The organism is Streptomyces sp. NPDC093586 (genome assembly GCF_044764905.1).
Lineage (GTDB): Bacteria > Actinomycetota > Actinomycetes > Streptomycetales > Streptomycetaceae > Streptomyces.
The window spans coordinates 134,769-147,796 of the sequence record NZ_JBIWJA010000001.1; the positions used below are offsets into that span (position 1 = coordinate 134,769).

Annotated in this window: 10 protein-coding genes and 2 tRNA genes; 3 read left to right on the top strand and 9 right to left on the bottom strand. The window is 69.6% G+C overall.

Annotated elements, in window-relative coordinates; genetic code table 11:
• Nucleotides 1–198: 198 nt before the first annotated feature.
• Nucleotides 199–2,823 carry a valine--tRNA ligase gene (locus tag ACIRFH_RS00605; RefSeq protein WP_403516280.1) on the bottom strand — a complete coding sequence of 875 codons (2,625 nt, stop codon included), beginning with the start codon at nucleotides 2,821–2,823 and terminating at the stop codon, nucleotides 199–201.
• 136 nt (nucleotides 2,824–2,959) lie between these two features.
• On the opposite strand from ACIRFH_RS00605, the gene ACIRFH_RS00610 reads away from it, so the two are divergent.
• Nucleotides 2,960–3,916 (top strand): hypothetical protein, encoded by a 957-nt coding sequence (locus ACIRFH_RS00610; protein WP_403516283.1) that lies wholly within the window; start codon nucleotides 2,960–2,962, stop codon nucleotides 3,914–3,916.
• 66 nt (nucleotides 3,917–3,982) lie between these two features.
• Here ACIRFH_RS00610 and clpX read toward each other — a convergent pair whose 3' ends face one another.
• From clpX to ACIRFH_RS00635, 5 genes are all read right to left on the bottom strand, one after another.
• Nucleotides 3,983–5,269, bottom strand: coding sequence for an ATP-dependent Clp protease ATP-binding subunit ClpX (gene clpX, locus ACIRFH_RS00615; protein WP_403516286.1), 1,287 nt, complete (start codon nucleotides 5,267–5,269; stop codon nucleotides 3,983–3,985).
• A gap of 191 nt (nucleotides 5,270–5,460) precedes the next feature.
• Nucleotides 5,461–6,141: an ATP-dependent Clp protease proteolytic subunit gene (locus ACIRFH_RS00620; RefSeq protein WP_403516289.1), complete on the bottom strand. Its 681-nt coding sequence runs from the start codon at nucleotides 6,139–6,141 to the stop codon at nucleotides 5,461–5,463.
• A gap of 50 nt (nucleotides 6,142–6,191) precedes the next feature.
• Nucleotides 6,192–6,797, bottom strand: coding sequence for an ATP-dependent Clp protease proteolytic subunit (locus tag ACIRFH_RS00625; protein WP_403516644.1), 606 nt, complete (start codon nucleotides 6,795–6,797; stop codon nucleotides 6,192–6,194).
• 383 nt (nucleotides 6,798–7,180) lie between these two features.
• Complete coding sequence (tig, locus tag ACIRFH_RS00630) at nucleotides 7,181–8,575, bottom strand: trigger factor (protein ID WP_403516292.1); 1,395 nt, start codon at nucleotides 8,573–8,575, stop codon at nucleotides 7,181–7,183.
• A 226-nt stretch (nucleotides 8,576–8,801) separates the two neighbouring features.
• Nucleotides 8,802–8,878: transfer RNA gene (locus ACIRFH_RS00635), tRNA-Pro, on the bottom strand.
• Between the two features lie 188 nt (nucleotides 8,879–9,066).
• On the opposite strand from ACIRFH_RS00635, the gene ACIRFH_RS00640 reads away from it, so the two are divergent.
• Nucleotides 9,067–9,137: transfer RNA gene (locus tag ACIRFH_RS00640), tRNA-Gly, on the top strand.
• 103 nt (nucleotides 9,138–9,240) lie between these two features.
• On the opposite strand, the gene ACIRFH_RS00645 is transcribed toward ACIRFH_RS00640, so the two are convergent.
• A complete protein-coding gene (locus ACIRFH_RS00645) occupies nucleotides 9,241–9,435 on the bottom strand; it encodes a hypothetical protein (RefSeq protein ID WP_123999966.1) in 195 nt (64 codons plus the stop codon).
• Between the two features lie 641 nt (nucleotides 9,436–10,076).
• Here ACIRFH_RS00645 and ACIRFH_RS00650 point away from each other — a divergent pair.
• Complete coding sequence (locus ACIRFH_RS00650) at nucleotides 10,077–11,219, top strand: acyltransferase family protein (protein ID WP_403516295.1); 1,143 nt, start codon at nucleotides 10,077–10,079, stop codon at nucleotides 11,217–11,219.
• 12 nt (nucleotides 11,220–11,231) lie between these two features.
• Here the strand turns inward: ACIRFH_RS00650 and ACIRFH_RS00655 are convergent, their stop codons facing one another.
• On the bottom strand, nucleotides 11,232–11,711 hold the full coding sequence (locus tag ACIRFH_RS00655) for an HD domain-containing protein (RefSeq protein WP_403516298.1): 480 nt from the start codon (nucleotides 11,709–11,711) through the stop codon (nucleotides 11,232–11,234).
• 13 nt (nucleotides 11,712–11,724) lie between these two features.
• Complete coding sequence (locus ACIRFH_RS00660; protein ID WP_403516301.1) at nucleotides 11,725–12,909, bottom strand: PP2C family protein-serine/threonine phosphatase; 1,185 nt, start codon at nucleotides 12,907–12,909, stop codon at nucleotides 11,725–11,727.
• Nucleotides 12,910–13,028 lie beyond the last annotated feature (119 nt).

A 13,028-nucleotide genomic window follows, 5' to 3' on the forward strand; every position in this document is an offset into this window, starting at 1 on the left:
GGGACCAGTCTACGGAGGGTCGCTGACAGTCGGGCCGCGGAGTGGGGTGGCTGAGGCTGTGTGACGTGTGCAGGTGCCCTGTGGCTGGTCGCGCCCACGCGGCGGAGCCGCACATCGGCACAGCCCCGCGCCCCTGAGGGACGTGAAGGCCCCCGGCGCCTTTCGAGGCACCGGGGGCCTTCGTTCACGTTCCGGCGCCTACGCCTCCGGCAGCTTCTCCAGCTGGGACTGGATCCGGGCGATGTCCTCGTCCGCCTTGGCCAGCCGGCCCCGGATCTTGTCCACGACGTGGTCCGGCGCCTTGGCGAGGAACGCCTCGTTGCCGAGCTTGGCGTTGGCCTGCGCCTTCTCCTTCTCCGCTGCCGCGAGGTCCTTGGCGAGCCGCTTGCGCTCCGCGGCGAAGTCGATCACCCCGGACAGGTCCAGCGCGACCTCGGCCCCGGCCACCGGCAGCGTCGCCGTCGCCGTGAAGGACTCCCCCTCCGGCTGGAGCCGCAGCAGCTGCCGGATGGCCGCCTCGTGCGGCGCGAGCGCCGTACCGTCCACCGTCAGCCGGGCCGGAACCCGCTGCCCCGGCTGCAGCCCCTGGTCGGCGCGGAAGCGACGGACCTCGGTGATCACCGACTGGACGGTCCCGATCTCCCGCTCGGCGTCGGCGTCCCGGAAGCCGCTGTCGGCCGGCCACTCGGCGACGACGACGGACTCGCCGCCGGTCAGCGTCGTCCACAGCGTCTCGGTGACGAAGGGGACGACCGGGTGCAGCAGGCGCAGCGTGACGTCCAGGACCTCGCCGAGGACCCGCTGGGAGACCTCGGCGGCCTCGCCACCCGCCTGGAAGGTGGTCTTGGACAGCTCGACGTACCAGTCGAAGACCTCGTCCCACGCGAAGTGGAACAGCGCGTCGGACAGCTTGGCGAACTGGAAGTCCTCGTAGTACGCGTCCACTTCGGCGACGACCGAGTTCAGCCGCGACAGGATCCACCGGTCGGTGGCGGACATCGTCGACGGCTCCGGCAGCGGGCCGTCCACCGTCGCGCCGTTCATCAGCGCGAAGCGCGTGGCGTTCCAGAGCTTGTTGGCGAAGTTGCGCGAGCCCTGGACCCAGTCCTCGCCGATCGGGACGTCGACGCCCGGGTTGGCGCCGCGGGCGAGGGTGAAGCGGAGCGCGTCGGAGCCGTACTTGTCCATCCAGTCCAGCGGGTTGACCGCGTTGCCGAAGGACTTCGACATCTTCTTGCCGAACTGGTCGCGGACCATGCCGTGCAGGGCGATGGTGTGGAACGGCGGGGTGCCGTCCATCGCGTAGAGGCCGAACATCATCATCCGGGCGACCCAGAAGAAGAGGATGTCGTAGCCGGTGACCAGGACGGAGTTCGGGTAGAACTTCGCGAGCGACTCGGTCTGCTCGGGCCAGCCCAGCGTGGAGAACGGCCACAGGCCGGAGGAGAACCAGGTGTCGAGGACGTCGGTGTCCTGGTGCCAGCCCTCGCCGGTCGGCGCCTCCTCGTCCGGTCCGACGCAGACGACCTCGCCGTCCGGCCCGTACCAGACGGGGATGCGGTGTCCCCACCACAGCTGCCGCGAGATGCACCAGTCGTGGAGGTTGTCGACCCAGTCGAAGTAGCGCTTCTCCATCTCCTGCGGATGGATCTTGACCTTGCCCTCGCGGACCGCGTCACCGGCGGCCTTGGCGAGCGGGCCGACCTTGACCCACCACTGCATGGACAGGCGCGGCTCGATGGTGGTCTTGCAGCGCGAGCAGTGGCCGACCGAGTGGACGTAGGGCCGCTTCTCGGCGACGATCCGGCCCTCGGCGCGCAGCGCGGCGACGATCGCGGAGCGGGCCTCGAGGCGGTCCAGGCCCTGGAAGGGGCCGTGGGCGGTGATGACGGCGTGCTCGTCCATCACGGCGATGGAGGGCAGGTCGTGGCGCTGGCCGATCTCGAAGTCGTTCGGGTCGTGGGCGGGCGTCACCTTGACGGCGCCGGTGCCGAACTCGGGGTCGACGTGCTCGTCCGCGACGACCGGGATGGAGCGGTCGGTCAGCGGCAGCTTGACGAGCTTGCCGACGAGGTGCTTGTAGCGCTCGTCCTCGGGGTGGACGGCGACCGCGGTGTCGCCGAGCATCGTCTCCGCGCGGGTGGTGGCGACGACGATGGTCTCGTCCCCCTCCCCGTACTTCATGGAGACGAGCTCGCCGTCGTCGTCCTGGTACTCGACCTCGATGTCGGAGATCGCGGTCAGACAGCGCGGGCACCAGTTGATGATGCGCTCGGCGCGGTAGATCAGCTCGTCGTCGTAGAGCCGCTTGAAGATGGTCTGGACGGCCTGGGAGAGGCCCTCGTCCATGGTGAAGCGCTCACGCGACCAGGCGACGCCGTCGCCGAGGCGGCGCATCTGGCCGGAGATCTGCCCGCCGGACTCGCCCTTCCACTTCCAGACCCGCTCGACGAACGCCTCGCGGCCGAGGTCGTGGCGGGACTTGCCCTCCTTGGCCAGCTCCCGCTCGACGACGTTCTGCGTGGCGATGCCGGCGTGGTCCATGCCGGGCTGCCACAGCGTCTCGTAGCCCTGCATGCGCTTGCGGCGGGTCAGGGCGTCGATGAGCGTGTGCTCGAAGGCGTGGCCGAGGTGCAGGCTGCCCGTGACGTTCGGCGGCGGGATGACGACGGTGAACGGCGGCTTGTCGCTCTTGGCGTCCGCCTCGAAGTAACCCCGCTCTACCCAGCGCTCGTACAGCGGCCCCTCTACATCGGCCGGCGCGTACGTGGTCGGCAGTTCGGTGTCGGGCGCTGGTGGCTGCTGCTGAGCGTTCTCGGTCACGCGCTCAGTTTAAGGGCGTCACGGCTGTGTCCCGAAACGCCTTTCCTCTGTAACGGTGTGGCCCCCGGTGACCTGCGCACGCCAGGTCTGCGTCAGGATGTCAGCAACACATAAGCATCTGGAGGGGAACCCAGGAATGAGTCAGAACCAGCCGGGCCCGTACGGCGGGCAGCCACAGCAGCCCGGACCGTACGGCCAGCCGGGGCCGTACGGCCAGCAGCAGCCGCAGGCCCCCCAGCCCGGCTACGGCTACCCCCAGCAGGCTCCGCCCGCGCAGCCGGGCTACGGCTACCCGCAGCAGCCCGCACAGGGCGGTGTCCCGCCGCAGCAGCCTCCCTACGGCCAGCAGGCCCCGTACGGCCAGCAGCCCTACGGCATGCCCCAGCCCCCGGCGCCGGCCGGCGGGAAGAAGAAGACGGGCCTGATCATCGGCGCGGTCGCGGTCGTGGCGGCGATCGGCGTGGGCGCGTACTTCGTGCTCGGCGGCGGTGGCGGCGGCAACACGGGCGGCATCCCCGACGACGGCCCCCACAAGCTGACGACTCCGGCGACGGTGCTCGGCGGCGAGTACAAGAAGGGCGCCGACGAGGACAGCGGCGGCTTCGACGAGAACGACATCAAGGACGCCGAGAAGCACGGCGTCAAGAACCCGAAGGACGTCAGCGCGGCCTACCAGGGCGGGGACGAGAACAACCCGCTCGCCATGAAGATGGTCGAGTTCATGGGCGTCTACGGCGAGATCGAGGACCCGGAGAAGGTCGTCGACGGCATGTTCTCGGAGATGAAGAAGCAGGCCGCGGAGGACAAGGAGTCCAAGGGCGAGGCCGTCGGCACCCCCAAGGACTTCAAGCCGGCCGGTCTGGACGGCGCTGTCCTGAAGTGCCAGGAGATCAAGATGAAGAACGACGAGGCCTCGTCGGGCGCCGGCCCGTCGGAGATGAGCGTGCCGGTGTGCATCTGGGGCGACCACAGCACCCTGGGCGTCATCATCAACATGGAAGTGGCCGACGCCATGACCGGCAAGCCCGCCGACCTGAACAAGGCATCCGAGCTCACCGCCAAGTTCCGCAAGGAAGTCCGCGTCAAGGCCTGACGCACACACCATGCGGAAGGGGCCCGGTCGCTCGACCGGGCCCCTTCCGCATGTGTACGGCGACGACTACGCCGTCTTCGCCTCGCCCGGGCCGCGGCCCCGCGAATCGCGGGGGATCAGCGTCGGGTTGACGTTGGAGAGGACCACGTCGGCCGTGATGACCACGCGGGCCACGTCCTTGCGGGACGGGACCTCGTACATCACGCCCTGGAGGACCTCCTCCATGATGGCGCGCAGGCCGCGGGCGCCGGTCTGGCGGAGGATGGCCTGGTCGGCGATGGCCTCGAGGGCCTCGCGCTCGAAGTCCAGCTCCACGCCGTCGAGTTCGAACAGGCGCTGGTACTGCTTCACCAGCGCGTTGCGCGGCTCGATCAGGATCTGGAGCAGGGCCTCGCGGTCGAGGTTGTGGACCGAGGTGATGACGGGGAGGCGGCCGATGAACTCGGGGATCATCCCGAACTTCACCAGGTCCTCCGGCATGACCTGCTCGAACTGGTCCTTGGACTCGATCTCCCGCTTGGAGCGGATCGTCGCGCCGAAGCCGATGCCCTTGGCGCCGGCCCGGCCCTCGATGATCTTCTCCAGGCCCGCGAAGGCACCGCCCACGATGAACAGCACGTTCGTCGTGTCGATCTGGATGAACTCCTGGTGCGGGTGCTTGCGTCCGCCCTGCGGCGGGACCGAGGCCGTGGTGCCCTCGAGGATCTTGAGCAGGGCCTGCTGGACGCCCTCGCCGCTCACGTCGCGCGTGATCGACGGGTTCTCGCTCTTCCGCGCGACCTTGTCGATCTCGTCGATGTAGATGATGCCGGTCTCGGCCTTCTTGACGTCGTAGTCGGCGGCCTGGATCAGCTTCAGCAGGATGTTCTCGACGTCCTCGCCGACGTACCCCGCCTCGGTGAGCGCCGTGGCGTCGGCGATCGCGAAGGGGACGTTCAGCATGCGGGCGAGGGTCTGGGCGAGGAGGGTCTTGCCGGAGCCCGTGGGGCCCAGCAGCAGGATGTTGGACTTCGCCAGCTCGATGGCGTCCTCACGGCCCTGGGCGCCGCCGTTCTCGCCGGCCTGGACGCGCTTGTAGTGGTTGTACACCGCGACGGAGAGGGCCTTCTTGGCCGCCTCCTGGCCCACCACGTAGCCCTCGAGGAACTCGTAGATCTCGCGGGGCTTGGGGAGCTCCTCCCAGCGCACCTCGCTGGTCTCGGCGAGCTCTTCCTCGATGATCTCGTTGCAGAGATCGATGCACTCGTCGCAGATGTACACACCGGGCCCTGCGATGAGCTTCTTGACCTGCTTCTGGCTCTTGCCGCAGAACGAGCACTTGAGCAGATCGCCGCCGTCACCGATGCGTGCCACGGTGTGCTTCCCCTTCGCCTGGGAGACTCCCGGCCGTAGACGCGATGTCGACGGCCGGCTGACTCCTGGTGCTGCCTTATGTCCGACGGTACCTTGCCGGGCCCTCCGTCCGGGCCCCCCTTGGCACGGTTCGCTTTGACGTGAACCGCACCAAACCGTGCCAAGGGGCGGCAGACGTTACAGCCTCCTGCCTAGCGCAGGGAGGTGTTGTCCATCTTCCGGGTGGTGATGATCTGGTCGATCAGGCCGTAGTTCAGCGCGTCCTCGGCCGTGAGGATCTTGTCGCGCTCGATGTCCTCGCGGATCTTCTCGACCGGCGTGGTGGAGTGCTTGGCCAGCATCTCCTCCAGCTGCGCGCGCATCCGCAGGATCTCGTTGGCGGCGATCTCCAGGTCGGAGACCTGGCCGCGGCCCGTCTCGCTGTACGGCTGGTGGATCAGGACGCGGGCGTTCGGCAGCGCCATGCGCTTGCCCGGCGTGCCGGCGGCCAGCAGGACGGCCGCGGCGGAGGCGGCCTGGCCCATGCAGACCGTCTGGACGTCCGGCTTCACGTACTGCATCGTGTCGTAGATCGCCGTGAGCGCCGTGAAGGAGCCGCCGGGGCTGTTGATGTAGACCGAGATGTCGCGGTCCGGGTCCATCGACTCCAGGCACAGCAGCTGCGCCATGACGTCGTTGGCGGAGGCGTCGTCGATCTGCACGCCGAGGAAGATCACGCGCTCCTCGAAGAGCTTCGCGTACGGGTCGTACTCGCGCACGCCCTGCGAGGTGCGCTCGACGAAGCGCGGGATGACGTAGCGGGACTCGGCGGTCGGGCCGGTGTACTCGGCGCGCGTGCGGTCGTACAGGCCGCTGCCGGGGTAGTCGTTCACAGTGTCTCCTGGAAAGAGGCTGAGGCGGTCGGCTCGGGGCGGGACGTGGCTCAGGCGCCCGTACCGCCGCCGCCCGGCATGCCGGCGGCCGTCGCGATGACATCGTCGATGAGGCCGTACTCCTTGGCCTCGAAGGCGTCGAACCAGCGGTCGCGGTCCGAGTCACGGGTGATCTGCTCGACCGACTGACCGGTGTGCTGGGCCGTGAGCTCGGCCATGCGCTTCTTGGTGTGCAGCAGCCGCTCGGCGTGGATCTTGATGTCCGAGGCGGAGCCGGCCAGGCCGGCGGAGGGCTGGTGGATCAGGATCTCGGCGTTCGGCAGGGCGAAACGCTTGCCGGGCGTACCCGCGCTGAGCAGGAACTGTCCCATCGAGGCCGCGAGACCCATCGCGATCGTCACCACGTCGTTCTTGATGTACTGCATGGTGTCGTAGATCGCCATACCGGCCGTGATCGAACCGCCGGGGCTGTTGATGTAGAGGAAGATGTCCTTGTCCGGGTCGGAGGCAAGGAGCAGCAGCTGTGCGGTGATCTTGTTGGCGATGTCGTCGTCCACGGGCTGGCCGAGGAAGATGATCCGCTCGCCGAGCAGTCGGTTGTAGACCTGGTCGCCGAGGCCACCACCGATGGAGGGCTCGCCGGCGGCTGAGGGCATCAGATTCGTCACGTATCCACCTGCTCGTCTTACGACGGCGCCGGGCCGTCTCACGTTTCCCTGCGGGGCTGGAAGCCGATTCGGAGACTCCCCTGCCCTCGTATTCATGGACCCTAACGCGGGGGGCCTGCGGCGCCATCCCGGTTCTGCGGGTGTTCGCCGGGGGCGTAGCGCTGTGCGGGCGTGCGGCCCCGTGATCTCGCCGTTCGCGGTGCGTGCCCGTCGCCGGGTGCGGGTCGTGTGTGGCTGGTCGCGCCCGCGCGGCGGAGCCGCACATCGGTACGGCCCCGCGCCCCTCGGCGGGCTGCCCGGCCGTACGCAGAAAGGGCCCCGGCGGTCGTCCGGGGCCCTTTCTGCGTCCGTCTGCGGAGGCGGGAGGGGGATCAGCCCTCGGTCTTCTCCTCGGCCTTGTCGTCACCGGACTCGGTGGACTCGGCGGCGGCCTCGGCGGCCTCCGTCTCCTCCTCCTCGTCGTCCAGGTCGACGATCTCGCCGTTGGTGTCCTTGACCGTGGCCTTCTCGACCACGGCGGCCAGGGCCTTGCCGCGGGCGACCTCGCCGACGAGGAGCGGGACCTGGCCCTGCTCGACGACGGCCTGGGCGAACTGGTCGGGAGACATGCCGGAGGAGGCCGCACGGCGCATGAGGTGCTCGGTGAGCTCCTCCTGGCTGACGTTGAGCTTCTCCTGCTTGACCAGCTCGTCGAGGACGAACTGGGTCTTGATGCCCTTGATCGCGGCTTCGCGGGTCTCGGCGTCGAACTCCTCGGCGGTCTTGCCCTGGATCTCCAGGTACTTGTCGAGGGTGAGGCCCATCTGGCCGAGCTGGTGGTGCTCGAGGTTGTGCTTACGGGTGTTGACCTCGTCCTCGAGGAGCTTCTCGGGGACCGGGACCTCGACCAGCTCGAGCAGCTTGTCCAGCACCCGCTCCTGGGCCTGGGTGGCCTGGTCGTACTGCTTCATGTTCGCCAGGCGCTTGCGGCTGTCGGCCTTGAGCTCTTCCAGCGTGTCGAACTCCGACGCGAGCTGCGCGAAGTCGTCGTCCAGCTCGGGCAGCTCCCGCTTGGCGACCTGGGTGACCTTGACGGTGACCTCGGCCTCCTTGCCGGCCGCCGAGCCGCCCTTGAGCTCGGAGGTGAAGGTGGCCTCGCCACCGGCCTCCAGGCCCTTCACGGCGTCGTCGATGCCGTCCAGCAGCTCACCGGAGCCGATGGTGTAGGAGACGCCGTCGGCGACGCCGTCCTCGAGGACCTCGCCGTCGACCTTGGCCTTCAGGTCGATGGTGACCACGTCGCCGTCCTCGGCGGCGCGCTCGACCGGGGACGTGGAGGCGAAGCGCTCGCGCAGCTGCTCGACCGACTTCTCGACGTCCTCGTCGCTGACCTCGACGGCGTCGACCTCGACCTCGATGCCGGAGTAGTCCGGGATCTCGACGGTCGGGCGGACGTCGACCTCGGCGGTGAAGTTCAGCGTCTCGCCGTCCTTCAGCTCCGTGATGTCGACCTCGGGCTGGCCGAGCGGGTTCAGCTCGGCCTCGTTGACCGCCTCGGTGTAGAACTTCGGAAGCGCGTCGTTGACCGCCTCCTCCAGGACCGCACCGCGGCCGAACCGCTGGTCGATGACCCGGGCCGGGATCTTGCCCTTGCGGAAGCCCTTCACCGTGACCTGCTGGTTGATCTTCTTGTACGCCGCGTCGAGGCTGTCCTTGAGCTCCTCGAAGGGCACCTCGACAGTGAGCCGAACCCGAGTCGGGTTCAGGGTCTCCACGGCGCTCTTCACGGTTCGGTCTCCTTGTGGCTGACTTCTTCGGTTCTGCCGGAGCCGAGGGGCGTCCGGCGGATTTCGCCGCCCGGAGACTGCAGACTCTGAGACACACGGGCGTGCAGCTTGCATAGTAACGGCAGCGACTACACGGCCCAAAAGACGATCACTCCCGATCACCGCCGGTGATCCACGGGTGATCCGCCGACGGCCCGCCGATGATCACGAGTGACCGGCCGGTGGATGGTCGGGGTGGCGGGATTTGAACCCACGGCCTTCCGCTCCCAAAGCGGACGCGCTACCAAGCTGCGCCACACCCCGTCTGGTGCGACACGTAGGGTACATGCCCCCGGGCGCCCGGGACCGCCGTGTTTCACCGCGCCGTCCGCCGTACGCCCGTCCCGCGCCGGCGCGAAGGCCCGGCGCGGACGGAAGGGGTGTGCGGGGAGGGGGTACGACCCGCTACGATGCCTGCAGCGCCGCGATCGCCGACCTGCGGTGCGCGCTGTGCGGGCGTAGCTCAATGGTAGAGCCCCAGTCTTCCAAACTGGCTACGCGGGTTCGATTCCCGTCGCCCGCTCCGAGAGGCCTCCGGCCCGGTCCCCCGAGGGGACCGGGCCGGAGGCTTTTGCGCGCCGGGGTGCACCAGGGTGCGCGGGGCCGCGCGGTGCGCGCGGGGCGTCCTAGAACTGGATGGAGTTGATCGTCTCCGCTATCGAGTTCAGGAACCGCTGGATGTCGTCGGCCATGCCGGTCGAGGCCAGGAAGAAGCCGAAGAGGACCGCGACGATCGCCGGGCCCGCCTTGATGGAGCCTCCTCGCAGCAGCACCACCAGGATGATCGCCAACAGCAGCACCACTGACAGTGAAATGGCCACAACTGATCACACCCTCGGTCGGTCCGCTCTCCCGGCCCGGGGACGCGACCCCGCGCACCCCGCCAGAACCATCGTGCCACCAACCGGGCCCCGTCATGCGGCCGGTGACACATCGTCGGCCGGTTCCGCGCGGCGCGACGGCCTCCACACCCATGGCGCACGCCTCTCCCACCGCCGTCGCGCAGGAATTCGACGGGCCGCACGAACGTGCATTTCCTTCGCCCGGTTTCCAATCCCTCACAACACGTTCGCAGGTATTTCGAATGATGACGGCGGCTACCCCGAAAGCCTCTCCGGCCACCATTCACCGGCGTGAGCGGCGAGTCGCTCCGCCGTCACCACCCTCGAACCCACTGGGGCATCGAGTCATGAACAATGATGATAATCAGGGCGCGACTTCTCCAGGTCAGGCGCTTAGCGGACCGCCCTGTCGTGACGGTCGTCACATCACCGCGCCGGTCGGTCTCCGTTTGAATCCGGGTACCCGGAGGAGGTGTTGTGAATGGCGACGAGGCGGCGCCGAATGTTTCACCGAATAGCGAGGGCGACGCTAAGGTGCCACCAATGTTCTACGCCGCCACATCCCCTGACAGCGCAGTAAGGCCCGTGCCCTGCTCACCGACTTCTCGGCGGGAGGGCCCATGACGAACTCGTCCGAGTCGAGGGCGCCGGAGACGGAGCCCGCGTCGCGGGGCAGGGACGACGGCCGGTCCGAGCGGCGTGACGCCTTCTTCGACAACGCCAAGTACCTGGCGATCGTGCTCGTCTGTGTGGGTCACGCCTGGGGCCAGATCCTCGACGGCAACCGGGCCGTGGAGACCGCCTACCGGGTCGTGTACGCGTTCCACATGCCGGCGTTCATCATCATCTCCGGCTACTTCTCGCGCAGTTTCGATCTGAGCCCCAAGCGCGTCGAACGGCTCATCACCGGTGTCGTCGTCCCCTACGTCGTCTTCGAGACCGCGTTCGCGCTGCACCAGCGCTACAGCGGCGACGCCCCGGACACCCCGGTCAGTCTGCTCGACCCCTCCTACCATCTGTGGTTCCTGTGCGCGCTGTTCGTGTGGCGGCTGACCACCCCGCTGTGGCGGACGGTCCGTCACCCGCTGCCGCTCGCCCTGGTCATCGCCGCTCTGGCCTCGGTGTCGCCGGAGATCGGAAGCGACTTCGACCTGCAGCGGGTGCTGCAGTTCCTGCCGTGCTTCGTGCTGGGGCTGCTGCTCAAGCCCGAGCACTTCCGGTGGGTGCGGCGCCGCTCGGTGCGCATCCTGTCGGTGCCGGTGGTCGTCGTGGCGGCCGTGGTGGCCTGGTGGTCGGTGCCCCGCATGGAGCTCGGCTGGCTCCACCACAACACCGCCGCCCAGACGATGGGCGCGCCCTGGTGGTCCGGGCCGGTGATGACGCTCGCGCTCTTCGGCTGCGCCCTGATCCTGACGGCGTGCTTCCTCGCCTGGGTCCCGGGCCGGCGTCTGTGGTTCACGGTGCTCGGCGCGGGCACGATCTACGGCTACCTGCTGCACGCCTTCCTGCTGAAGGAGGCGTCCTACGAGGGCTGGTTCGACCTTCAGCCGCTGCGCACGCCGCTCGGCACGATCGGACTGACCGTCGTCGCGGTCGCCGTCGTCACCGCGCTGTGCACCGAGCCCGTCCGGCGGGTGCTCCGGTACGTGGTGGAGCCGAGGACGGCATGGGCCTTCCGGCGGGACGGGGACGGCGGGACCCGGGGCCGCGAGGGGCGGGGCGCCCTCGAGGCACAGAAGCCGCATCCGAAGGTCCCGGTCTGACCCGGTCTTCCGTCAGCCGTCCAGGCCGAGGAGCGCGCGCATCCGCGCGTACTTCCCGGTCAGCCGGGCGCGGGTCGGCCCGTCCAGGACCGCCAGCCGCGCCGGGTCCGCGTTGTGCGCCAGGTCCGCCTCCTTGACCAGCAGCGCACCGGGCGTGGCGAGGATGCGCGCGGCGTACGCCTCGGGCGGCTCCCCCGCGCGTTTGGTGAGCGCGCGCACGATGTCCTTGGTGCGGGGGCTCAGCGCGGCCTCGCGCAGCCACCGCTCCGACAGCGCGTCGTCCTCGACCGCGTCGTGCAGCCAGGCCGCGGCGATCTGCTCGTCGTCCCCGCCGCGCCGCCGGACTCCCTCGGCGACGGCCAGCAGGTGTTCGGCGTACGGGCGTCCGGCCTTGTCGGTCTGTCCGGCGTGGGCGGCGCGGGCGACGGCCTCGACGTCGGGCAGGGAGAGCGGCTCGGCGGGCCCGGGGGCGGATGACGGGGTGGAGGACACGTGGGCCAGTGTGTCAGTCCGCCGCAGGGAAGTGGGCCGTCGGACCCTCCCGGCAGATCAGCAGGAGCGCCCGGTCGTCGTTGACGTCCTTGGCGACCGCCTCGATCAGGTGCCAGGCGGCGCCGTGGAAGCCGCCGGCGACATAGCGGTCGGCCTCGCCGGTGAGGCGGTCGATGCCCTCGGCGATGTCGCGGTCGGAGGTCTCCACCAGACCGTCCGTGAACAGCATCAACACGTCTCCGGGACGGAGCGTCCCCTTCACCGGGTCGAACTGGGCGCCGTCGTACACGCCCAGCAGCGGTCCCTCGGCGGTCTTCTCCTCCCAGCGGCCGGTGCCGGCGCTGAGCTGGAGGCCCGGCGGATGTCCCGCGGAGTACAGCTCGTAGTCGCCGGAGTCGAGGTCCAGGACGAGGTGGATGGAGGTGGCGAAGCCCTCGTCCCAGTCCTGACGGAGCAGGTAGCCGTTGGCGGCGGGCAGGAAGGCGTGCGGGGGCAGGCTGCCCAGCAGTCCGCCGAAGGCGCCCGACAGCAGCAGGGCGCGGGAGCCCGCGTCCATGCCCTTGCCGGACACGTCGGTGAGGACGACCTCCAGGGTCCGGCCGCCGTTCGTGCGGGCCGCGACCACGAAGTCGCCGGAGAAGGACTGACCGCCGGCCGGGCGCAGCGCCATCTCCCGGTGCCAGCCCGTCGGCAGCTGGGGCAGCTTGCTCTGGACGCGGATGCGTTCGCGCAGGTCGAAGAGCATGGTGCCGCCGCGCCGCCAGGGCACGCCGACCCGGCTGCGGAACTGGGCCAGCAGCAGTCCGAAGAAGCCGCAGGCCGCGACGACCAGGACGACGCCGGGGGTGACCCGTGAGGGGCCCTCGGTGTAGGGGCCCAGCTGTATCGACTCCACGATCAGGGCGGTGGCCGCCGCCGCGTACAGGCCGAGCAGGCTCGCCGGGCGCAGCACCAGGCCGCCCGCGACGATCGGCAGCACCAGCGCGGCCGGTGCGCACCACACGGAGTTCACCATCGTGGTGGCCGCGATGACGGGGATCATCAGCAGCAGGCCGGCGAGCGCGATCCAGTCCGAGCCGTCGCCGCGGAAGTAGTCGACGGCGGATCTGCGCATGCCGACGCGGGCCCGGTGCCACTGCTTGTTCAACCGGGCCGTGAACGTCTCGGCTTCCGCGCGCCGCTGTCGTCCTGCTGCCATTAGTTCGGGACCCTATCCATCGGACCGGCCGCTCGGCACGGGAGGTCCTGGTTGTCCCCCGTCCGAGGCCGGACTTCACAGTGAACTTCACGAACGGCCGTCGCGCCGCAACCTGGCGG